General features: G+C 43.3%; 25 protein-coding genes and 2 pseudogenes. 7 read left to right on the top strand and 20 right to left on the bottom strand.

What is annotated here, in order from left to right:
• Position 1: 1 nt before the first annotated feature.
• A complete protein-coding gene (locus tag MY523_RS05630; RefSeq protein ID WP_250657818.1) occupies positions 2-247 on the bottom strand; it encodes a type II toxin-antitoxin system Phd/YefM family antitoxin in 246 nt (81 codons plus the stop codon).
• Between the two features lie 248 nt (positions 248-495).
• On the opposite strand from MY523_RS05630, the gene MY523_RS21795 reads away from it, so the two are divergent.
• The gene (locus MY523_RS21795) at positions 496-624 is read left to right on the top strand and encodes a hypothetical protein (RefSeq protein WP_256469606.1); all 129 of its coding nucleotides are present in this window, start codon (positions 496-498) and stop codon (positions 622-624) included.
• 177 nt (positions 625-801) lie between these two features.
• Here MY523_RS21795 and MY523_RS05625 read toward each other — a convergent pair whose 3' ends face one another.
• Both MY523_RS05625 and MY523_RS05620 read right to left on the bottom strand, forming a co-directional pair.
• Complete coding sequence (locus tag MY523_RS05625; protein WP_250657817.1) at positions 802-1044, bottom strand: hypothetical protein; 243 nt, start codon at positions 1042-1044, stop codon at positions 802-804.
• Between the two features lie 96 nt (positions 1045-1140).
• Positions 1141-1662: a DUF6586 family protein gene (locus tag MY523_RS05620; RefSeq protein WP_250657816.1), complete on the bottom strand. Its 522-nt coding sequence runs from the start codon at positions 1660-1662 to the stop codon at positions 1141-1143.
• A 228-nt stretch (positions 1663-1890) separates the two neighbouring features.
• On the opposite strand from MY523_RS05620, the gene MY523_RS05615 reads away from it, so the two are divergent.
• The 3 genes from MY523_RS05615 to MY523_RS05605 all read left to right on the top strand — a co-directional run bounded on the left by MY523_RS05615 (position 1891) and on the right by MY523_RS05605 (position 5553).
• Positions 1891-3252, top strand: coding sequence for a DUF1329 domain-containing protein (locus MY523_RS05615; protein WP_250657815.1), 1362 nt, complete (start codon positions 1891-1893; stop codon positions 3250-3252).
• Between the two features lie 269 nt (positions 3253-3521).
• Complete coding sequence (locus MY523_RS05610) at positions 3522-4574, top strand: response regulator (protein WP_250657814.1); 1053 nt, start codon at positions 3522-3524, stop codon at positions 4572-4574.
• A gap of 10 nt (positions 4575-4584) precedes the next feature.
• On the top strand, positions 4585-5553 hold the full coding sequence (locus tag MY523_RS05605) for a sensor domain-containing diguanylate cyclase (protein ID WP_250657813.1): 969 nt from the start codon (positions 4585-4587) through the stop codon (positions 5551-5553).
• A 118-nt stretch (positions 5554-5671) separates the two neighbouring features.
• On the opposite strand, the gene MY523_RS05600 is transcribed toward MY523_RS05605, so the two are convergent.
• The 11 genes and pseudogenes from MY523_RS05600 to MY523_RS05550 all read right to left on the bottom strand — a co-directional run bounded on the left by MY523_RS05600 (position 5672) and on the right by MY523_RS05550 (position 14392).
• A complete protein-coding gene (locus tag MY523_RS05600) occupies positions 5672-6559 on the bottom strand; it encodes a Dyp-type peroxidase (RefSeq protein ID WP_250657812.1) in 888 nt (295 codons plus the stop codon).
• A gap of 407 nt (positions 6560-6966) precedes the next feature.
• A complete protein-coding gene (locus MY523_RS05595) occupies positions 6967-7698 on the bottom strand; it encodes a Fic family protein (protein WP_250657811.1) in 732 nt (243 codons plus the stop codon).
• Between the two features lie 17 nt (positions 7699-7715).
• Positions 7716-8207: a hypothetical protein gene (locus MY523_RS05590; RefSeq protein WP_250657810.1), complete on the bottom strand. Its 492-nt coding sequence runs from the start codon at positions 8205-8207 to the stop codon at positions 7716-7718.
• A 10-nt stretch (positions 8208-8217) separates the two neighbouring features.
• A complete protein-coding gene (locus MY523_RS05585; protein WP_250657809.1) occupies positions 8218-8583 on the bottom strand; it encodes a hypothetical protein in 366 nt (121 codons plus the stop codon).
• Positions 8584-8701: 118 nt separating this feature from the next.
• Positions 8702-9073: a nucleoside deaminase gene (locus tag MY523_RS05580; RefSeq protein WP_250657808.1), complete on the bottom strand. Its 372-nt coding sequence runs from the start codon at positions 9071-9073 to the stop codon at positions 8702-8704.
• 15 nt (positions 9074-9088) lie between these two features.
• Positions 9089-10257, bottom strand: a protein-coding gene (locus MY523_RS05575; RefSeq protein WP_250655574.1) for an IS3 family transposase whose coding sequence is annotated in 2 segments (ribosomal slippage) — positions 9089-9996 and positions 9996-10257 — 1170 coding nt in all. Because the reading frame shifts where the segments join, the coding sequence is not laid out codon by codon here.
• A 61-nt stretch (positions 10258-10318) separates the two neighbouring features.
• A pseudogene (locus MY523_RS05570) lies at positions 10319-10405 on the bottom strand (nucleoside deaminase); the annotation flags it as partial.
• A gap of 150 nt (positions 10406-10555) precedes the next feature.
• The gene (htpG, locus tag MY523_RS05565) at positions 10556-12463 is read right to left on the bottom strand and encodes a molecular chaperone HtpG (RefSeq protein ID WP_250657807.1); all 1908 of its coding nucleotides are present in this window, start codon (positions 12461-12463) and stop codon (positions 10556-10558) included.
• 132 nt (positions 12464-12595) lie between these two features.
• Positions 12596-13027: a PaaI family thioesterase gene (locus MY523_RS05560; RefSeq protein WP_250657806.1), complete on the bottom strand. Its 432-nt coding sequence runs from the start codon at positions 13025-13027 to the stop codon at positions 12596-12598.
• Entirely contained in the window at positions 13027-13533 is a 507-nt protein-coding gene (locus tag MY523_RS05555; RefSeq protein ID WP_250657805.1) for a PaaI family thioesterase, read from the bottom strand. Before MY523_RS05555 ends, MY523_RS05560 begins: the two co-directional genes overlap by 1 nt.
• A 154-nt stretch (positions 13534-13687) precedes the next feature.
• Complete coding sequence (locus MY523_RS05550; RefSeq protein ID WP_250657804.1) at positions 13688-14392, bottom strand: DUF599 domain-containing protein; 705 nt, start codon at positions 14390-14392, stop codon at positions 13688-13690.
• A gap of 311 nt (positions 14393-14703) precedes the next feature.
• On the opposite strand from MY523_RS05550, the gene MY523_RS05545 reads away from it, so the two are divergent.
• The gene (locus MY523_RS05545; protein ID WP_250657803.1) at positions 14704-16251 is read left to right on the top strand and encodes a M48 family metalloprotease; all 1548 of its coding nucleotides are present in this window, start codon (positions 14704-14706) and stop codon (positions 16249-16251) included.
• 47 nt (positions 16252-16298) lie between these two features.
• On the opposite strand, the gene MY523_RS05540 is transcribed toward MY523_RS05545, so the two are convergent.
• Complete coding sequence (locus MY523_RS05540; RefSeq protein ID WP_250657802.1) at positions 16299-17189, bottom strand: alpha/beta fold hydrolase; 891 nt, start codon at positions 17187-17189, stop codon at positions 16299-16301.
• 227 nt (positions 17190-17416) lie between these two features.
• Here MY523_RS05540 and MY523_RS05535 point away from each other — a divergent pair, with 227 nt between their 5' ends.
• Entirely contained in the window at positions 17417-17992 is a 576-nt protein-coding gene (locus MY523_RS05535; RefSeq protein ID WP_250657801.1) for a hypothetical protein, read from the top strand.
• Here MY523_RS05535 and MY523_RS21910 read toward each other — a convergent pair.
• Positions 17959-18132: pseudogene (locus MY523_RS21910) on the bottom strand (helix-turn-helix domain-containing protein); the annotation flags it as partial. The gene MY523_RS05535 and the pseudogene MY523_RS21910 overlap by 34 nt on opposite strands.
• A 57-nt stretch (positions 18133-18189) precedes the next feature.
• Complete coding sequence (locus MY523_RS05530) at positions 18190-18585, bottom strand: acyl-CoA thioesterase (protein ID WP_250657800.1); 396 nt, start codon at positions 18583-18585, stop codon at positions 18190-18192.
• An 874-nt stretch (positions 18586-19459) separates the two neighbouring features.
• Here MY523_RS05530 and MY523_RS05525 point away from each other — a divergent pair.
• The gene (locus MY523_RS05525) at positions 19460-20503 is read left to right on the top strand and encodes an IS110 family RNA-guided transposase (protein WP_250657799.1); all 1044 of its coding nucleotides are present in this window, start codon (positions 19460-19462) and stop codon (positions 20501-20503) included.
• Between the two features lie 485 nt (positions 20504-20988).
• Here MY523_RS05525 and MY523_RS05520 read toward each other — a convergent pair whose 3' ends face one another.
• The 3 genes from MY523_RS05520 to MY523_RS05510 all read right to left on the bottom strand — a co-directional run bounded on the left by MY523_RS05520 (position 20989) and on the right by MY523_RS05510 (position 23018).
• Positions 20989-21351, bottom strand: a complete 363-nt coding sequence (locus MY523_RS05520) for a hypothetical protein (protein ID WP_250657798.1) — start codon at positions 21349-21351, stop codon at positions 20989-20991.
• Positions 21352-21494: 143 nt separating this feature from the next.
• Positions 21495-22217 (bottom strand): DKNYY domain-containing protein, encoded by a 723-nt coding sequence (locus MY523_RS05515; RefSeq protein ID WP_250657797.1) that lies wholly within the window; start codon positions 22215-22217, stop codon positions 21495-21497.
• A gap of 90 nt (positions 22218-22307) precedes the next feature.
• Positions 22308-23018: a hypothetical protein gene (locus tag MY523_RS05510; RefSeq protein WP_250657796.1), complete on the bottom strand. Its 711-nt coding sequence runs from the start codon at positions 23016-23018 to the stop codon at positions 22308-22310.
• Positions 23019-23029 lie beyond the last annotated feature (11 nt).

Genomic DNA, 23029 nt, shown 5'->3' with positions numbered 1-23029 from the left:
TCTAGAATTCTGCAGCCGCTGCCTTATCAGTTAATTTACCCGGGGCAAATTCAATGTCCTCAACTCCATCCATAGAGAGCATTTCACCGATTGAAGCCTTTTTCTCCGTCATCGCTCTATACTCTTCATATGACAATAAAACATGAGACGGCCTTCCTCGATCAGTAATATATACAGGCCCTGTTAAAGCTTCTTTCTTAGCTCTCCCTGTGTCCTGATTGAACTCTCGACTTGTTAGCGTAGACATAATTCACCTCCACATCTGCCAATGTAGCAATGTTACTACCTTGAATTTAATAGATCAACACTGTTTACGTTTACTGATTCTATATGGATCTAGGGCTAAAGCTACAAATAGATCCGATAGTAATCACGATTTTTATGCTGTTTATTTTGACCGCGCAACTAATGTTATAGAGCCCTATTCGTCGGATCATCTTTATTTTTTATGCCGAACAGGCAAAATTCTATGGACTAGAAGTATAAGGTTGGAAAATGGAGAACTTTGAAGAAGTCAAAAGACTGCAACTGAAAGGAAGGGAAAAAGAAATTGCAACAGAAGCCTTTAAGTTAGGGGTTGATGCACATATCAAGATGGCAGAAGAGGTGTCAGATTTAGTCTGAACTAATTCACATTAGCGAACCTTCAATGTCAGCTCAAGTGAATGAGTCTCGACTTAATCTCTACCACCTGCCCGTTTCAATAGTAAATCAGATTTCAAGCTCGTCACGCCTTTGCCAGAACAGCCTTACCAGATAAACTTATCAGAAGTGCTTTCAAGTACTTCCACTGAGCAACAGTTAGTGAACCGTTCTAAACTCTTCGTCCATGTCGCTCTCGGCCATCTGCTTAGATATCACTCCAACAGTTTGAATTCCAGCATTTATCATCGCTTTGGCAACGGTTACGTTGTGCTCTTTCAGAAACTCTTTCGCATCTTTTGAAAAGGAAATAGTCACTAACGCATCTCCATTTTCATCAGCCTTTTGTAAAGCAAAATCGCCATCGGGTAATTCTATAATTTCTAAAAACGCACTACTCATAAAACAAACAGCCTTGAATTCAATTGGTTACTAAAGGAAACTGGATCAGCCTTATAGTTCCTGACGACAGTATACATCTAATCCCGATTTAAATCCTTACCATTCCGACATTCGTTCTCTTACCTCTTCCAGGTAGCACTTAAACTCGTCCAGAATACGGCTTATATTATCGATTGAATCAACAGGTTCCACACTACCTGACGTCGCAATAAGTGCGTTTTCTGCCAACTCAGTGCCTGATGTACTCTTTGCCTGAGGAAAACGAATGAGGCTGATTACTTTTAGAAAGTCGCATATCCAACTCCCTTCAAACCGGGAAAGTTCAAGTAGATGGCCAATTTCTGGAGATTCTTCTCCAACATGTGCCAGCAACTGTTGCAGATTAAGTATAGGTTCAGGTGTTCGTTGCTGGTGGTATTCGGCAATTTCATTTAAAAAACTTTCCCACCCCATCAGCATTAACAATATGGTGGACTGCTTAAGTGACTCCTCTTTAGGTTTAAAGCCACTACAATTACCTTCAACACGACCGCTTTCAATACACGCTTGCCATGCCTTACGCTGAATATCTGCGAGAAACAGCTTTTTAGAAGTTTGGGTACGCCATCTATTGGTCATTTCTAGAATTTCCCCGCAATAAACATTAGCCGTAATAGAGCCTTTCATTATACTTAAGTATCAGTCACGATAAAGAAAACTCCCGTTACAACTCGAAACATAAAGATATTTCAAAATAACGTACTATTATTAGTAATAACTTTTGACGAACTATCAGCAAGTTATCGCTTGCAGAAGACAAATAAAATTAAGAACGACTTATTAGTAAGCATGTGAGGCCGTAGATATATGAAATTATCCAAACTGGTTACAGCGGTAGCTGTCCTGACGCTGTCAACATCAAGCGGCTTATCCTTAGCCAAAGTTGACGAGACCACCGCCAAACGGCTGCAGAACGACCTGACACCGGTTGGTGCTGAGCGCTATGGTAATTCAGAAGGCACTATCCCGGCCTGGGATGGTGGCATAACGAAGATTCCAGAAAATTACGAAGAGGGCGAGTTTCACCCAGACCCTTTCGCTGACGACAAAATGTTATTCAAAATCACAAGCGCCAACATGGCAAAATATGAGAAAAACCTGACTGATGGCCAAAAGGCGCTGTTAACCCAATATGCACCGGGTTATGAGATTCCTGTCTACCCTACCCGACGTTCCGCCTCCTACCCAGAATGGATATATGAGAAGCTTGCTGAAAACGCGTTAACCGCAGAACTGCAAGAAAACGCCAACGGTGTGAGAAATACAATTGCAACCAGCCCGTTCCCTATCCCTAATAATGGAGTAGAAGCAATATGGAACCATATCTTGCGCTTTAGGGGCGAACAGGCTGAGTTTAAATCTGCAATCGTAACCCCCACCAAAGACGGCTCTTATAACCCTATTCTTACTAATTACAGTTACTACTTCACATACGCAGAGCCCGGTATTACGCTAGATGAAATAGACAACAAGATTTTTTATCTCAAAACCAAGATCAATAGCCCAGCCAAACTAGCGGGCACATTGACATTAGTACATGAGACACTCGACCAGGTTCGATCTCCACGTAAAGCATGGCGTTACCAAGCAGGTGAACGACGCTTAAGACGCGTGCCGAACCTCGAATATGGAACCGACCTGCCAAGCTCTGAGAGTCTTCGGACGGTAGACCAGAAAGATATGTACAATGGTGCCCCCAATCAGTACCAATGGAACCTTCTCGGCAAAAGAGAAGTGTACATTCCCTATAACTCTTACAAGCTGAACGAAGCCAGCACTGACGCCTCAAAAGTAGTCAGCCCCAAACATATCAACCAGGAACTTACACGCTATGAACTCCACCGAGTTTGGGCAGTAGAAGGAATTCTGCGAGATGGTTTGAGACACGCTTATCACAAACGTCGCTTTTTCTTTGATGAGGATACCTGGCAAATCGTACTGGCCGAAGATTTTGATGAAGATGGCAACCTTTGGAGAGTATCAGAAGCGCATCCTGTGAACTTTTATCAGATACCCGTTACCTGGACGACGGTCGAGCTGACCTATGATCTTAAAGCTGAACGTTACTACATTGAAGGTTTGGATAAGCAAGGCACAATCGATTTCAACCCAGAATTCAAAAGAAGAGCATTTACAACATCTGCTGCACGTAGGGAAGCTAAGCGTTAGCACTTCATATTAGCGTCTGACCCTCAAAGAGCATCCGTGATTTAATTTGCTATTTCAAAGACAGCCTTTTTTGGCTGTCTTTGTGCTTAGGGGGGGCAATCTCAACATTCCACTTGCCGCACAGCCATTATTGATCTTTACTTATCGTTAGCAATCCATAAATTATCGAAGCGCGTTATAACCCGTTTTAATGGTGAATATCTCTGTATCTCAATGCATGGCTATCACGATAAGCATGACCACCACTCACAAAGAGCAAACTACTAACAATGACAACACCCGTCTTAATTTGTGACGATTCCAGCGTTGCCAGAAAACAAATGGCTCGATCTCTACCTGCCGACTGGGACATAGAAATCAGTTATGCCGTACATGGCGAAGATGCAATAGAGCAGCTTAAAGAGGGCAAAGGCGAGATTATGTTTCTTGACCTAAATATGCCCGTAATGGACGGATATGAGACGCTTGAAGAGATCATAAAAAACGATATTCAAACAATGGTTATTGTTGTTTCTGGGGATATCCAGCCAGAAGCCCATCAGCGAGTTAAAGCGCTAGGTGCACTGGAGTTTATAAAAAAACCTATCGGTGTTGATGATTTAACCGTCATTTTGGAAAAGTTTGGGCTATATGCCAAACCCACAAGCCCTCAGGCCGAAGCGGCTGAGGCGAAACAAGCCACCAAACCCGCTCCAGCGCGCAGGTCAGATAAGGAGCTTGAGGCCGCCGGTTCCGTTCAATACCGTGATTGTATTCAGGAAATTGCCAACGTCGCTATGGGACAAGCGGCGGATCTTCTTGCCAGACTGCTTGATGTATTCGTAAAGCTGCCAATTCCCAATGTCAACATCCTTGAGGTCAGCGAATTAAAAATGGCGCTGTCACAAGCCGAACAAGGCGATACTTACACCGCGGTTTGCCAGGGTTTTATTGGTTCAGGCATTGCGGGAGAGGCACTTCTGGTATTTAGTGATTCCAGCTACACCGACATGGCAAAGCTGCTTAAATACACCGGAGAGCTTAACGATACCGCCGAACTCGAACTCATCATGGATATCGCCAGCATTCTCGTTGGCGCCTGCACGGGCGGGATTGCTCAGCAACTGGATATCGCCTTTAGCCAAGGCCACCCAATGGTTCTTGGGCAACATGTCAAAGTCAGCGACCTTGTTAAAACAAATGAAACTCGTTGGAAGCAGGCCTTAGCGATAGAGATAACGTACGAGATCGAAAACTACGATATCACGTGTGATCTAATGCTGCTTTTTACAGAAGACTCAATCGACAATCTAAACCAGCGACTCTCTTATCTGATGGATTAAACAACTCGTTATGGCAAATGATAATTTAGATATAAAAGAATTCCATTGGTTGATGGATATGCTACAGACCATTGATGTAGGTCTGATCGTTCTTGATAGGGATTTTAAAGTACAAGTTTGGAACAACTTTATGGAAAACCACAGTGGTATCAACCCTATCACTGTGAAAGACCAAGTACTGTTTGAAGTGTTTGAGGACATCCCAAAAGATTGGTTTACCCAAAAAGCAGAGTCTGTTTTCTTGCTGAAAAACAGAGCATTTATCACTTGGGAGCTGCGCCCTTACCTCTTTAAGTTCAAAAACTACCGTCCAATTACCGGTACTGAAGAGTTTATGTACCAGAACATCAACATCAGCCCATTGGCCTCAGCAGACGGCACCGTTAACCACGTCTGTGTGATCATTTATGATGTTACAGATATTGCCAGCAACAAGAAGGCGCTCGAAAGCGCCAACAGAGAACTGGAATCACTCAGTCGCACAGATCGTCTAACGATGCTCAACAATCGTGGCTACTGGGAAGAGTGCCTGCAAAATGAGTACAGCCGTTTGCAAAGGTATGACACCACCTCATCACTGGTCATGTTTGATATTGACCACTTTAAGAAAGTAAATGACACCTATGGCCACCAGGCGGGTGACGAAGTAATAAGAACCGTATCTAAAATATTACGGGATTCGCTCCGCAAAACGGATATCGCTGGCCGTTACGGTGGTGAAGAGTTTGGCATTATTCTAGGCCACACCAGTGCCGAAAATGCCTTTATCTTCTGTGAACGTTTACGTAAAACAATTGAAGAAACAACCGTAGTCCACGACAACATCAGCATTCAATTTACGGTAAGCCTGGGGATTTGCGAAGCATCAAAAAAACTGGACGATTACAAACAGTGGCTAGAAAAGACCGATCAGGCGCTGTACCAATGTAAAGAAAATGGCCGTAACCAAACCAGGATATTCGATTTGTCGACGCTTTAGTTAGTTAAACATCTGGAAAGCCCCTTCGATCTCGAAAGTCCATTCCTGTCAGTGCATTTGCTTCCCCGCCTTGGCGGGGATAACAAAACCATGCGATATCATGAAGAGCATTAGGTCGTTATTTACCTAATTTCAATGCCGTAAGGTCAAGTTTACCTTCCGCTATCGGGGGGCACCAAAAATACCCGCCAGTGATCGGTCTGGTAAAACGAAATAATGCATCAACAATTTGGTCATCTCGGCCGGTCATTCGGTTTAGTTGAGCCTCAAATGCATCGAACGACTTGCCAAACGAGACAAAATTCAATCCCTCTCCAGCTTCATTAGCCCAAGGCATAGAGCGTCTAATAACAAATGCCTCAGGACTAAAATCTTCTTGCGCAGTTCGTTTTACGTGAGCCGAAGCAGGTGCATCATCTAGCTCTTCATTATCACTTTTTCGACGCCCGATGGTATGGTCCTGCTCGATGGGTTCCATATCATCAAATGTATTTAGGTCATGTATCCACTGCTGCACTGCAACAAAACTACTACCATCCATCCCCTTTTCTTTAGAAGACACCAGCGCACAGGCTATCGCATCGTCCCCTTTAGGGTTTTCAGTCCCATCCTCATAACCACTCAAATCCAGACCCTCGCCATGCCTGAATGCATCTACAATGTTTTCAATCGCAAACGCTGGCGCTAGAGCTTGCGTAATCTCGCGTTCTTTGTGTATTAAGTCGCCTCTATCGCTACCTCGCACCCAGCACCAGAGGGCTCCATGGGTGGCAGGTATTTCGATACCACAACTCACGAAGGATGGAAAAGTCTTAATTCCCTCTATATCAGCGCCTAGATACGAAATAGTGGAGTGCCCTATGCCAACAACGACATTATCTCCATCAGCAAGCGATGATAGCCGAGATAACGCTTCAGAGACGCTATATTGGTCTTCGATAGAAAAGATTAGATAGCGTGCTGAAATAGGTATCGGCTTTAAAATACCGGGTTGCGAGTTGTTCATTCTCTCTCCTACAAAGACATATAATATTGAAAATATTTGTTAATTCTAAATACGAAGTATCTCAAAATAGTAAAGTAACACCTCTAATCTAATATCTTTACGCTTATGCGCTGTGCGAAGCATGGCGTATAAGCGTCTGTTGGACTAAGCTGCAACACGACTGTATGGTGCGCCGCGCGCACCAGTGCCAGTAAGTAGATGATATGCAGGGGCTTTCCACACCTCTATTAGTTTGCAGTTTGAATCGACCAGTCTTTTCTAGACTAGATATTGGAGAATTATTTCAATTCATCAAATGATACCACCTAGTATTCATTGGATGCTGATCTTTGCCCCAATCAGTAAACTTAGAAACTGGCCTGACTTCTTTATAACTCGCTTCCCTTCAGATGCCCCTAAGTTTCTCTCTAGTCACAACAGATCAATTCAAGATATGTATTAAGCATCGCAATTTCAGCATTAATCACCATTGTGATGAAAAAACTGTAGTCGTTCTTTGTATGGGCGGTGTCAAGCGCATCATAATAAGACAACCTATCTTTAGCCTTTATTACAACAGGCAAATACCCGTTCCGCATCAACTCAAAATTCATCAGCAACCGTGCGGTCCGACCATTTCCATCAACAAACGGGTGTATCTTAACAAAGTCAGTATGCAGTCGAGCTGCTGATTCAACGGGGTGAATCTCCAACCTATTATGGCATTCTACAAGCGTCTGCATTTCATCAGGAACCTTGATACAACCAGGTGGCCTATGTTCTGCACCAGAAATAACAACATTTTGCTGCCTGTAAACACCCGCATTTTCATCATCAATTTGTTTAAGAACTAAGTGGTGTATCGACTTAATCAGACTCTCACTTAATGGCGCTTTGTTACTTACGATATCCTCAACAAAGTCTATAGCTTCCTTATGATTAATAGCCTCACAGTGCTCTCGCATAGACTTACCACCCACAGTAATGCCTTCTAGAACAACTTTTGTTTCTTTTAACGTTAGCGTGTTTCCTTCAATCGCGTTGGAGTTATAAGTCCAGTCCAACACCAATTGTTCGTGTAAGCTCTTAACCGTGTGCTTTGGCAGAGGGCGCAAAGCATCTAATTTTGCTTTTAAACTGTCTAATTCGGTAAACATCATTGCTATCGTCTATACCTTTAGTCGCCCCAGAGGCTTATGGGGTTCTGACTCGGCCTTTTAACGCTCGTCCTGGCTTTGAGTTTTAATGACTCAATTAGCATATCGTATTGATCTTTCTTAATACTGACAACGACCCAGTTTCGAGTGTCATTTTGTGTGGCAATAAATGCCGTACTAAAGTCTATAGTATTTACAACAAAGCCATATGAACCTACAGGTAAACTCAATATTGAGGGCTTATTGGTTCCTTTTTGGGCCTCTTTAAAGCCTTCTTTTAAAGATTCAATCGCAGTTTTTCCTGGCTCGGGGGCAGGCACACGCTGCATAGACCCAACCAGTTGTTGCTTTCTATATAGAAGTAACTCGTTTTCCGCCATCTCAATAAGATCAATGGTTTCGACCGGAACAGCGAATTCTATCCCTAAAGTTGGCTTAATAGTGATAGGGCTTGTGTTGACACACGCAGAGAGAGTAAAAAGCAGTAGACCTAGAATGCAATATCGAATCATGAGCCACGCCTTAGTATTTTAATGAAAATAGGATATCTGTTTTGAATTGCGCTGCTCGAAAGTTTTTACAGGCAATCGTGACGCCTTCAGCTCCCTGAAGAAACGGCTCCCCAGCTTCCCTAATTAGTCTTAATGCCCACTTTTGCAAACTTTTTGTAGGTCTTATAATATCTTCGGGGTTGGGCACTGCATCCATCCATTGACTACAATCTACAGTTTCAGACAGTAATATTGCGATTCTATGCACTGTTTCATCACTGATAGAGGACGTAGTGAAACGCACTGCAGTTTCCTCCCCATAAAAAGATCTGATTATAGCTTTGATCTTTCTTGTGTCCTCATATGAAACTCCTCCATATTCCGAAACTTCACTCATAACATTTATTTCCATTTAAATGATTAAAGGGGAAATTTTATCAGATCAACACATTATTAGTAGCTGTCAAATCGGCAAATTGTGAACAATATTTCTATAGCGAAGGCCCTTTTCACTTTTACTCACCAATATCTTCATTCCATAAAGAAGGTTGTTTCTCAATAAACGTTTTCATCATGCGAATACACTCACCATTCTGCAAAACGTCAACGTCTATGCCTTTTGATTTTAAATATTCTTCCTCTCCTAGAAAGGTCACATTCTCGCCAATAACGACCTTTGGTATTTCATATAGCAGAATGGCTCCGCTGCACATGGGGCATGGTGAAAGCGTTGTATACAGGGTGCACTCCCGATAAAAGTCAGCTGACCGTCTACCACAGTTTTCAAACGCATCCATCTCGCCATGTAAAACGACACTGCCCTTCTGTACTCTACGGTTGTGCCCTCTTCCTACGACTGTTCCGTTATGAATGACGTGGTCAACCAAAGTTGTACAACCCAGTTAAGCTACTTTTCTTAGTTCAGTCATTTCTTTTTCAAATTCCGCCGGGCTTCGATAGCCCAGATAGGAATGCATCCGCTGATTGTTATAAAACACTGAGATGTACTCCAGGATGTCTTGCTGAGCTTCATGTCGTGTTTGATAGCTTTTCCATTGAACACGTTCTTGCTTCAAAGTTCCAAAGAAACTTTCAACAACCGCATTATCCCAACAGTCACCTTTCTTGCTCATACTTCCATTAAAATTATGCAGCGTTAGAAGTTTTCTAAACTCCTTGCTGGCGTACTGGCTCCCCCGATCAGAATGATGTATTAACCCGGCCTGCGGGCGTCTTTGCCAAATTGCCATCTTGAGTGCATCACAAACCATCTGAGCCTTCATTCGCGAACTCATGCTCCAGCCAACAACCTTTCTTGAGTAAAGGTCAATCACAACAGCTAAATACAGCCAACCTTCTTGTGTCCAGATATACGTGATATCTGAGGCATAAACCTGATCAGGCTTTTCAACTGCAAACTCCCGCTCTAACAGATTATCGAATACAGGTTGCTTATGATTACTGTTTGTCGTGACCTTATACTTTTTCTTGTGCTTGACCTTAACACCAGCTTCTTTCATTAACTTTCTAGTTTTGTTCCTGCCTACCCGATAGCCAAGAATATTCAGCGCTTTTTTCATTCTTCGGTAGCCGTATGTATGCTCACTTGACTCTGCGATATCTTGTATCCATTCAATCATTTCGGTATGAGTTGGATCGTCAGACATAGTAGCTTGGCGTTTTAAAAAACTATAATAACCTGAACGTGTAACACCCAATTGTTGGCACATAATGCCAATAGGCCACACCTTTTTATGCTGGGCGATGAAAGCGTATTTTACTTTGCTTCCGTGGCAAAAAAGGTGGCTGCTTTTTTTAGGATGTCGCGCTCCATCTTGAGCCGTTTGTTTTCTTCCCTTAAGCGGCGAAGCTCTTCTTGTTCCGGTGTCAGCTTTCCATTGCCGCGGAATGCGTGACCATCATCATTTTCGTGCTCTTTGATCCAGCGCCCTAAAACGTTAGGATTAATACCAAGATTTCTTGCCGCTTCAGCCTTCGAATAGCCCTGGTCAATTACCAGACTAATCGCGTCTAATTTAAACTCTTTTGAGTACTTCTTTCTTGCTGCCATTTTTCACTCCAGTTTTTAGGATTATCTCTTAACTGGTGTGTACAAATCTATTAGACCACGTCAGAACGATGACTGAACCAATAGGAATTCCTCCTTCAGCTAAACCACGTTCAGCCTCCTCTATAGCGGCTTCCATAAACTCATCCATATGCATTCCTTTTTGGTAATTGTTTCTGTAAGTATAGAGTTATTCTATCCGATATGAATAACTCCATTCCCAAAAACAAAAAAGGCAGCCTATACAGACTGCCTTTTATCGAGTGAACGTTACCGTTCACTTGCTTATCAGTAAAACTTGTTACTTGCTCAGGTCAAGCAACAGCTTGTTCAAGCGACTAACAAAAGCACCCGGCTCTTTCAGTGCATCGCCACTTGCCAACGCTGCCTGATCGAACAATACCCAAGCCAAATCGTTAAAGCGGTCATCGTTTTGCTCTTCGTTTAACCGAGTAACAAGTGGATGCTCAGGGTTCAACTCAAAAATTGGCTTGCTATCAGGAAGGCTTTGACCCGCCGCTTCCATGATACGTCTCATTTGAGCGCCCATATCCTGCTCGCCAACCACTAAACATGCTGGGGAGTCAGTCAAACGGCTGGTCACACGAACATCGGCTACTTTGTCTTTAAGCAACTCTTTAATTTGAGTGAGTAAGCTCTCTAGTTCCTTAGTCGCTTCCTCTTCCTGCTTTTTAACTTCTTCGTTCTCTACATCACCCAGATCAAGTTCGCCTTTCGCGACATCCTGGAACTGCTTGCCATCAAACTCAGTTAAGTAAGACATCATCCAGTCATCAATGCGGTCTGACATGATGAGCACTTCGATGCCCTTCTTGCGGAAGATCTCCAAGTGAGGGCTGCTGGTCGCGGTACCGAAGCTATCAGCGGCGATATAGTAGATCTTATCCTGACCTTCTTTCATTCGGCCGATATAGTCTTCAATTGACTGATCCTGATCGGTCTTACCGGTATGTGTAGAGGCAAAGCGGAGCAACTTGACGATTTTGTCCTTGTTGCCCATATCTTCTGCTGGGCCTTCTTTAATAACCTGGCCAAACTCATTCCAGAATGCCTGGTATTTTTCAGGGTCATTTTTTGCGAGTTTGGTCAACGTATCAAGGACACGTTTGGTCAATGCACTACGCATGCTGTCAACTGCTTTATCGCTCTGCAGAATTTCACGAGAGACATTAAGTGACAGATCATTTGAATCAACCACACCTTTAATAAAACGCAGGTAAAGAGGTAAAAATTGCTCAGCATCATCCATAATGAAGACACGCTGCACATATAACTTAAGCCCTCGAGGCGCTTCGCGGTTATACATGTCAAACGGTGCTTTTGAAGGGACATACAGCAAGCTAGTATATTCAAGCTTACCTTCTACACGGTTGTGAGACCATGTCAAAGGGTCTTGGAAGTCATGGCTTATATGCTTATAGAACTCTTTGTACTCTTCGTCTTTTACTTCAGAGCGAGAGAGCGTCCAAAGGGCTGTTGCTTCGTTAATCGTCTCATCTTCAGGCTCTTTCGCTTCTTCACCTTCTGCCGCAGGCATTGGCTCCGACAGCATAACTACCGGGAAAGAGATATGATCAGAGTATTTTTTAACCAGGCTACGCAAACGCCACCCGTCTGCAAACTCTTTCTCTTCATCTTTCAGGTGAAGTACAATCGATGTACCGCGTTCTTTCTTCTCGATGGTCTCAAGCGTAAATTCGCCTTCACCTTCAGATTCCCAGCGAACACCTTCCGATGCATCAAGTCCTGCACGACGAGTAAAGACTTCTACACGCTTTGCAACGATAAATGATGAGTAGAAACCAACACCAAACTGACCGATCAGCTGCGAATCTTTTTGCTGGTCGCCAGACAGACTCTTCATAAAGTCTGCAGTACCTGACTTCGCAATGGTACCTAGATGGTCAAGCACATCCTGACGGGACATACCAATACCATTATCTGTAATGGTAACTGTGTTGGCTTCTTTATCGAACGCCAAACGAATATTAAGTTCACCATCATCTTCGTAAAGCTCTGGCTTTGATAAGGCTTCGAAACGCAATTTGTCTTCTGCATCAGACGCATTTGATATTAGCTCTCGAAGAAATATCTCTTTGTTACTGTACAAAGAGTGGATCATCAAATGAAGAAGTTGTTTAACTTCGGTCTGAAAACCTAAGGTCTCTTTTTTTGTTTCTACAGTCATATTTAACTTAACTCTCTTTTCATTTGGGAGCGGGTTTATTAAGTTAGCAACTACTGTCTAACCCTCAAGTAGCATGCTGGTGAAACCTTATCTGGGGGCAGTGAAAATAATTTCAAGCATGCTAACCAAAGATTAACTGAACAAAAAGTGAGCCCTGGCTAAAGCAATCGGTTCATCGCGGGATTTTTGCCAGGCAGTAACAATAACATTGGCAACTCGACTCCCTTGTCGAGTCAATTTGCACTCTACATAGGTATCTTTGTCCAAGCCCGCCCTTAGGTAATCCAATGATATATCGACTATTTTTGGCAGCTTAGGGGTATCTTGAAACATCAATAGATAGAGTGATGCCGATATTTCCATAAACCCGCCGATTACTCCGCCATGGATAGCCGGTAAAATGGGGTTCCCTATATTGCTTTTCTTTCTGGGCAGCTTAAATAACACTTCATCACCAAACCGCTCACACTCAACACCGATAGTCACGGCGTAAGGAATAGTGGCAATCAGCTCTGAATAGTCACCGTTTTCGTGAGCACGGGCTACAATATTTCTTAAATCCATTACACACTCCCCTCTTTGCTCAAGCCATCAACTATTTCTTCCCCCATAATCATCTGTCTAAATGGCAAAGGGGTTGCTTCTGCGCCTATTCTCATAAATGTTGCAACGCACTGGGCAACCGGCTCTTCATCGGTCTCCTGATACGCCAAGCAGCGAGTAAATATAATATTGCGGGTGATTTTGTAGCAGGTTGCCTTTGCAAATACCGGTTTACCCGGTTCTGCAGCGTGCATATAGTCAACACGAAGGTCGAGCGTTGGACACAGTTCAAACTCTTCCAGCCCGCAAATAACAACAGACCCCGAACTGGTATCCATTAGTGTGGTAATGGCTCCGCCATGAATAACCCCCGTATCCGGGTTGCCAATAATGGCTTTGGAATACGGCAATTCCAAGATCAGCTCATTTGGAGCAGCAAATACCGGTTTAATACCAAGCTCTCCACACTGGGCGAGTGAGCCAACAAAACGCTCTACCTTACCTAATAAAACAGGATCATTTTTCATAAAATATTACATCTCATATTCAATATTTTAGTCGTCGTATTTATCGGTAGAAGCTCTTGATCCTTGTACGAGGGTGCCCCGCGCCCGATTTACAATTAACAAGATACTCGCACGAGGGTGCCCCGCACCCGATTTACGATGAAGTCAGTTTCTACTAATCAAAATCTTTGCCTGCCCGTAAAACCTGTAGCGCTTCAGAACGGAACTCCCGCTGGTATAAAATAACGACCACCGCAGTTGACGCCACCATAAATGCAGCTGGATGGATAAACCATGCCAGTACAGCAAGCGCATAGTAGTATGATCTCAGCCCAAGATTGAACGTGTCGCCAGCTAAATTGGCAACTTCGGCTGCACTGTTTGCGAATGCTTTACGCGCGGCCGGGCTCACTTTTTCCTCATTAGCCAATGGAGCACTCCCTACCAATACAGAGCAAAAGTTGTACTGTCTCATCGACCATGTGAATTTAAAAAACGAGTAGATAAAGACCACCAGCAACGTCGCTAGCTTAAGTTCCCACATTGTGCGCCCATCAGTCGCAACCACGGGCAAGTCTTGAAAAACAGCCATCGCCTGATCGGCATAACCGATTGCGGTTAAAATACCTGCCATAATAAGCAGGCTGCTTGAGGCAAAAAAAGCACCATTCCGCTCAAGGTTTCCTAACACTGAGGCATCTGCAATACGGTTCTCTCGCATCAGCACGCGCCTCATCCAGTCCCCACGGTAAAGGTCAAGGGTACTGGATAAGGTAGGCCTTTTCTTACCACGATAGTCAGCGTAATAACCATACCCTGACCAAAGCACAGCAAACCAGCCGATGGCGGCTATATCAAATAGATAATCTGGAAACATCATTCCTGCTTATAAATAGCGAAGATTTATACGTTTGAAAAATACAGATACCATAATCAGCCATTCCCAATCTACCATTTCCGGTCGATTGAGTTGTTAGGTATTTGGGTGGCACTATAGCCCTCACGAGAGTGACTTTCAACGAAACAGTATTTCTTTAACCTCGATTTAGTCTGCTAAGTAAACGTTTAGGAAACAATATAGTCATGAGCCTATTGCAGACCCATCTTAAAATTGGTCAAAATAGCCCTGATATCACAATGCTCATCACACCATATGGTGACCAATGAATTCACAGTAAATTAGGGATAACAATGCTAAGACTTTTTACCGTACTATTATTAGCTGCTTTGTCAGTGGGTTGTGCCGTAAACCCGGTTACAGGTGAGCAGCAGTTGATGTTTGTTCCTGAGAGCCAGGACGCCCAGATCGGGCAATCTCAGTACAAGCCAGCACAGCAGTCACAGGGGGGCTTGTATTACCTTGACCCAGAGCTAACGCTATATGTGGCCAGTGTTGGCAAAAAGCTCGCTGCAGTGAGTGACCGTCCCGACCTACCCTACGAGTTTGTGATACTTAATAATTCCGTACCCAATGCCTGGGCACTACCATCTGGAAAGATTGCGCTAAACAGGGGCTTACTGGTAAAGCTGAAAGATGAAGCACAATTGGCCGCCGTGCTAAGCCATGAAATTGTTCATGCTGCGGCCCGCCATAGCGCGCAGCGCATCCAGCAAGGAATGATCGTGCAATACGGCATGATGGGGCTAGGTATGGCCGTGGAAGGTACAGACTACAAAGACCTGATTATTGGCGGTGCAACCATGGGCGCTAGCTTAACCATGGCGCAATACAGCCAGGAGCATGAACTGGAATCAGATAAGTACGGCATGAAATATATGGCCAAAGCAGGCTATGATTTAAATGCCGCCGTAGAACTCCAGCAGCTATTTGTCGAAATGTCGAAAAACCAGCAGTCAAATTGGCTGCAAGGCCTGTTTGCTTCCCACCCTCCGTCTCCAAGTAGAGTAGAAGCAAACCAGGATCATGTGTCTCGCTTTGCGTCTACCGGAAACTACCGTGGTAAAGCTGAATTTCAAAAGCATATGAAATACCTTCTGAGCAAAACTGACGCCTACCGCTCACAAGACAAAGCCGCCGCACTGATTGCCAAAAAGGATTTTTCTTCGGCCATGACTGAAATTAACAAAGCGATTAAGTCAGAGCCTAATGAAGCGCTTTTCTATGCCACAAAAGGCGACATATACAGCGCTCAGGGCAAAGACAGTTTAGCAGTAAAACAGTATGAGAAATCCGTCTCACTGTTCCCAGAGCAGTTCTCAAGCTACCTGAAGAAGGGCATATCAAACGAAAAACTAGGGAACTATGAACAGGCCAAGAAAGACTTTTCCCGCAGTGCGCAACTGCTTCCGACCTCTGTGGCAGCACTTGGTTTGGGTAATATTGCGCAACTTCAGGGCAATCAACGAGATGCAATACGCCACTTTGAACAAGCCGCGCAGGCTCAAGGTGACAACGGAAAAAGTGCGAGAATCAAGCTCGCTAAACTCGAACTGCCCAACAACCCGGAGAAATATATCAAGATTAAGCATAAGCTAGGGAAAAATAGAGCCCTTCAAGCCTATGCGGAAAATCACAGTGAAATATCCGTCATTGAAGTAGAAATCGAGTCAACTGTAGTAAACCCGGCAGGCCAGACAGTGAGCACCAAGCGCTGGAGCATCAAACAGAATATAAAACCTAGAACTAGAAGCCGGCTTGTTAACGACCCCGTTGTGGAGACGCTAACAGAGGGCTATCAGGTGCGTTCTAAAATACTCTCTGCCAGTATCGTCAAATAGCAGGAGTCAACCCGTTGAGCAACTGTGTTCAACGGGCTCTTTCATAATTAGTCTAGTGATTTAGACAAAAACGCCAATATTCTATCAGCCGTTTGTTTCGGCTGCTCTTGCATAAAACAATGCCTGCCCGGCACAGCTTCACTCGTCACAAATTTGTTCGTGTCGTGCAACACATCCGCAGACTTCAAAACAAAAGGATAACTCCGCTCGCCGTAGTATAGTTGTGTTGGTGTTGCAAGCCGGTCTAATGAAGACCATAAACGTTTTGGAAATGACGCAAATATCGCAGATTCTCTACGCGGAGGGCACTTGAGCTTTAGCCCATTGGAGGTTTCTTTAAGTGCATGATTGATATAAGACCACAGACAGGCGTCTTCCCAACCTTTAAACATGCCTCGCTGGTGAAAGTAGTCAAACGCTTGCTGCTTGTTATCCCATTCGCTTCTTCTACTTTTTGCTCTGCGAGCCAGAGAGCTAAATTTCAGCAACCCAAAAGGCTCAGATAACACAACAAACCTCATCAGTGTTTTGTTGAGAAAAACCGGGTCTAACAATACCCCTTGATCAAACAGAGACGGGTTATTTACCATCATCAAAGTAGATATCACACCACCAAAACTATGCCCCATTGCAACTGATTGTACATCGGACCAAAGCGTTTGACGGTAGTGCTGCCAAACCTCTGCACAGAGTTCGGCATTCCGGTTCCAGCCTCGAAAATGCCCTCCAATATCACTATCACCATGGCCCTGGATATCGCTAATAAAGATATCATAGTGCTCAGTTAACGGCCGCAGCATTTCCTCATAAACCAAACCGCAATAGCCATTGCCATGAACAAAGTGAATAACAGGTTTCCCAGTCACCTCGGTATGAAAACCTCGGACAGTAAATCCAGCGGAAGTTTTATACTCCCATTGGTTAAGCTGATTTAACATTAACGATTTCTCTATCTTGGTAATAAAATTCTATAGGTGTTATTTGAACGAGTGGCCAGGCAGTCAGCGGGGAACGCTAAAACAGCTAGCGTTTGGAGCGAGGTATTAGCCGCCCTCTATCAAAGCCTTGAAAGTCCACACAGTCTCATTAATGGAGAAGTAGACAGTATAACTAGATGCCTAATAAAATGGTAAATTTAAAGGAATGATTTGAAGTATGAGGGAAAATGGAAAAAGATAATTACTACATGTTGTCATCTAGCATTGATTCTGTTGAGAATGGCATGATGCTTTGCAATATGCCTGATTTACCAAATGATCTTAACGATGATTGGTGTTTTGGCACACCCTTTACCGAGGAGCCAAAGGTACCCATTCCGGTATATATTCAGGAGGGCTATGAAGAAGGAACGCCCCTTAACTATTATGATAGCCTCCCTGTAGCCAGTAATGAATTTATAGAGGCTTTGAAGGAAGCGGGTGTTAGCAATATCATCACTTACGATGCCACTTTAGAAACAGAAGACGATGAAGTAAAACATACCGGCTTTAAAGCATTTAATCTTATTAGCGTCGTAAAGCCCGCAGGCGAAGGAAACGTTTACATTGGTGATAAAAAACTATTTAGCAACTCGGCTGAAGAGCTGGGGCTAGCCCCAAAACCAGTAACGGGGATGCTAATGTTTCGAATAGCGAAAGGCATGGGTGAAATCATCATTCATGAAAGCTTGAAAAAACATTTGGAGTCAAAAGGGTTTAGCGAACTAGTTTATATTGACGCTAAAGAGATTTTTTGTCCGTAGTCTACATACTTCTTTTTATACGCTGCAATAAAATGAGATATATTTTCGTAACCAACTTCCGCCGCTACTTCTGTTACATTGAGATTAGAATTATTCAGTAATTCTTGCGACTTACTTAGTCTTTTTGAAATTAACCATTCAGCGTTTGAGAAATTTGATACTGGAAAGTCTACTCTTGTAGAACACGAACAATGCGCCTATTTTTTAACTAGATGTTGAGATAATTTCTCTCGAATATCTTGAGGAATACTAACGGATTTATTAGTTTCATAATCAAAATAGATCAATATAGCTAGACCTCTAGCAACTAACTTTTCTTTTTGTCGTGCCTCTTGAATAATGTGACAGGACGAACTACCAAGCTTTCCTATATATGTTGTTATTTTAACCTCACTGCCCCAATAAGTTTGAGCTAGGAAATCAATCTCTGTCTTAGCCAAAATCAGAGGCCAAGTCTCAATATCTAGAGAAGGATGAAATATTTCAAATAAAGCGGTTCTAGCTTCCTCAAACCAAACAGGAAATGATGTGTTGCTTATATGACCTAAGGCATCAGTGTCATTAAACCTTGGCTGAATTGTTGTTGTAAGCATAAATATCCTATTGCGTATAACGATCCCGTAGATAGATTAAACGGATTAAACGAGACACCCATATTAACAGTTGACAGCACCTGCTCAACACTGGATATTTAACCAGCCCCATTTACAAGAAATGTAAACAGTTAACAAGACACCCATATTAACAGTTAGGTGAAAGAGGCTTATCAGGCACTGGGTTACCAACGTCATAGAGGGTTGCAACGTTGTAGGGAGTTATTGTCAGCCTGATAACGTGTTTTGGTCTTACCTACCAAGATGATCAGGCTTTCGCCTGAGGATTCATGACGATCTCGGACTGACCGGGTTTTTCGTCAACCTTACAAAATGTCTATCAGACTCCAACAGGAAGCGAGTAATGGCCTGTTGACTTACTCTTTTTCACGTTATTGAGAGCGAAATATCGAATGAATGATGAGTTATTGATTTTTTATAGAGTGAGTGTCTTGTTAGTGTCGCGGCTGAAGACATCTAGTAGATAGCCGTACCCCCCTCCTGCTTGATGCATTGGAGAGATAGCATTGGCACCAATTATCCAATAGTCTTTGCGATCAGATAAACGAATATTCTTGATCTCGAATTCTTTCTCGGTTCCGCCAATTTTCCTATTTATAAAGGCTAAGAACTTTTCCCTTGCTTGATGTTCAGAATACATAATGAATCTAACGCCTGCATTTGCGCGCACGAACGGAGTGCGGAATTTTGTGCAACAATGGCGAAGCCATGCACAAAAGACCGCGCGTAGTGAGTGTCCGCAAGATGCACTTGATACTAATGATGACCTCCCAAGGATTTTCGGGCTTGGTAGGTTGAACTACCATCCAAGATGTAACGTGCTCAAAGGCACATACCTCAGGAGGCCATCATTATGAAATTCTATACTAAACAGCACAAATTTCACTGTGGTATCGACTTACATACCAAAATGATGTTTGTCTGCATCCTTGATCAGAAGGCTAACATTCTGATTCACAAGAATATACCGACTGACGCCCAAACCTTCCTTGATTTAATTCAGCCCTATCGGGAAGACCTTGTAGTCGGCGTTGAGTGTATTTTCTCCTGGTACTGGATTGCTGATGTCTGTCATCAACAGGGAATTAAATTTATCCTCGGTCATGCTCTTTATATGAAGTGCATTCATGGCGGTAAAACTAAGAATGACAAAATCGACTCCGAGAAGATTGCCCGCATTATGTTGGGCAAGAACTTTCCTATGGCATATGTCTACCCGCCTGAAGCTCGCCCTATCCGTGATCTGATGCGCCGTCGTTGCTACCTGGTTCATCTAAAAGGTGAAGTGCAGGCTCATATCTCCATCACCAACTATCAGTACAATTTACCGCCGTTCGAAAAGCAGATTAGTAAGAAAGGCAACCGCCTTCATATTATCGAACGCTTTAAAGACCCCGCGGTACGAATGAATGTTGAGACTGATATCGGCACGATGGATATCTTGCAAGAGAAAATCGTCGCCATTGAGCGCTTTATCGTTAAACATGCCAAGCAGTACGACCCTCGCGCGTTCTATCGTTTGCAAACTGTGCCGGGAATTGGATTAGTTCTCGCGTTAACCATTCTATATGAGATTCAGGACATTCATCGATTTCCTACCGTGCAGGACTTCTGTTCATACTCTCGTCTGGTTAAGTGCGCCAAAGAATCTGCAGGTAAAAACTACGGTTATTCCGGTGGTAAAATTGGCAATGCTCATCTCAAGTGGGCCTTCAGCGAAGCGGCTGTGCTGTTGATACGAGAAAGCCCTCAGGCAAAAAAGTTTATTGAAAAGAACTCTCGAAAACACGGTAAAGGCAAGGCAATCTCCATGCTAGCCCACAAGCTCGGTCGTGCGGTTTATTTTATTCTCAAGAGGAATGACGCTTTCGATATTAAATATTTTTTTAACGCTTAGTTTAGGTACAACATACTGAGCCCCAACGTATAACTGTTGGTGTCAAGCGTGAGCCAGAGTATAAGGGGTTAACGTCCTAAGTCTTGAACTTCACGCCTCTTAATTGGACGATACGCGAACCACCTCTGCCTTGAATGGACAGTATGTTGTACCGCCCTGATTTGTTTTGGAACTGCCCCTTGACCGAGTGAGCTGTAACTGGACGCAGGTTGTAAAGCGAGCCCGACTTTTGAAGCGCCGGAACCAAGGGTAACCGATTGATTTCTAGGGTATCGCCTTGGCTTCAAGGTAGGTACATACTGAAGGGAAACCTTCAGCAGAACCTCGATAGATGTTTGTGAGCAGTTCTTCTGAGCTGACTACGGTGATGAAAGAATCGACAGCAGTAGAAAAAACAGGACTCAGGGGACAGTTAAAATTCCGAGTCCTTTTCCTTGGGGGCCTACGGAGATTTGTGCCCTTGACAAACACCGGTCATATAGATGTTAGGCATTTTTCTTTGCCGGTTCTACTGAACCAATACATTGTACTTTACCATCAAACTCGGTAAATACATCTCCCGAAAACTCATTATTAAGTTTAAATGTAATTACGGGTAAATCAGTTGGTTCTACACAGATATCTATACCTGACTCATTTAAACTAATTGAAAAGTCATGTTCGCCCTGCTCTTTTAATTCTGAAACAACGATACCCATTTGACTTTCAATACCTTCAATTGAAGATGGGGAAAGCATAAACACACATTCTCCCTTTTGTATGCCTTGCTCAATTGATAACAACATAAAACCAGCATGGTCATTTTGTTTTGACCATAACACTAATGCCTTTGGGAGTTCTAAATTCATTTATTGTGCTTTCCTTGTGAATTCACATTGCCTAACGCCAAGCACAACGGCGGAATAATTTGGCGGGGCTTTTTGCGTTTCTTTGCAAAAACCGCGACAGATTATGGAGTCCGTTGCTGCTTTTGGTTAGGCCTTTATTGGCACTATGTTCGGGATTTAATACGGACATAGTCGGCCTCTGATATTTCATTGTCATTTCGATAGAAATGAACATGGTCTTTAGCTAGGAAATTAAATAATGGGTCTACTTCGAAAGTATCAATAATTGCATTTTTGACTACACGATTGCCGGAGAATACCTTTTTCTGATCCTTGCTGTAATGGCCATCTAATTTTACCCACGAATCTAATTTAGCACCAACAAGACGAAAAGAACCAAAAAATACTGACTTGTCATCTTTTCCAAAGAGTCCATCGTTTAGTGACATGAAAGTATCTGGATTCGCTTTTGCCAGCTTTTTTGGTTTACCCTGAAAATTAAAATAGTAAACGCAATTTTTATCTTTGGCATAGCCAAATGGTACTTTACCACCGCCACTTAGTTGCTTATAACCATCATCACAAACCATCAAACTCTCAGCGTCAGCATCTTTTATTTGGCCTCCTAGAGTCCAAACTCCTTGGCCATCTGTAACGTAGCAATAATTTAAAACCTTTAAGGAATCAGAAATCGCGCCACGTAATTTACGCCCCATGCAATAACAATTTTTCCTATCTCTTGCGAAGCCATTTTCAAAATACCTAAAGCTTGGCAAATGCGCACCTTTAACAGTTTCTCCTGCACATACTATTGCATCTCCTCTATCCCAATAGTCATCACTACCTCTTCGAGGAGATGATTGGCTAGGTATTTTTTCATGGAGCATACTCTAGAGCTTCCTTTCTTTTAGGGCCTAACGCCTGCAGCAGAGGCAAAATGCGAGCTTGCGAGTATTTTGTCCTGCTGCCTGCACTTGTTAGCCTCCCAACACCACAGCGAGTAACAGCGCCAAAAAAATCACAGCAACCGCTACCCATTTGGTGCTTTTACTATTTTTGCGGGTGTTAGATGGCTCTGGAAGAGCGTGTTTAGCATTAGCACCCATGCCAATACTATTTAGAAACTCCTTTTCTCTTTGCTTTCTCTTACCTTTCAGTTTCAATTCATATTCAACCCAAACATCATTATGCATTTTATGAAGTGTTGTATGCTCATCTGGCTCTCCCCAGCTTTCGGTAAGCCACTTGATGTCTGTTTTATTCAATAATGCTAGTTTTTCATAGCCAAGTGATTTGTAGGAAAAAGGAAGTCCTTTCAGTTTCTTTCCAGGAATTGACTCGATCACATTATAACCAGGCTCTTTGAGCACTTCTGAATAGGGGATTGAAAAAGAGTTAATGGCGGCCAGCCAATACAAAAGAGCGAGCTCTTCATCATAGGAGGCTTTTTGCTTTCTTTTGTCCCGTATTAAAGCTCTTGTAGCAATCGCTGCCTCTCTAAAAGAAGCGGGTAAGGGCATATTTTCTAAAGCAACTGCCAGTCTCTTTACAGGCTCTCCTCGTAGCTGTTTGATTCTGTCGGCCCAGAACTCACCCGATTGCAATTCGTCACGATGGCGAGACCAAAAATCACCAACATGTTTTTCTGCGTCTAAATCTGTTTCAGTTTTATGCCAAGACTCGCTCATAGTTTCCTTGG

The organism is Alkalimarinus coralli, assembly GCF_023650515.1.
Lineage (GTDB): Bacteria > Pseudomonadota > Gammaproteobacteria > Pseudomonadales > Oleiphilaceae > Alkalimarinus > Alkalimarinus coralli.
Note: the sequence above shows the minus strand (reverse complement) of the source record. Positions and strands in the feature narration are given on the sequence as shown.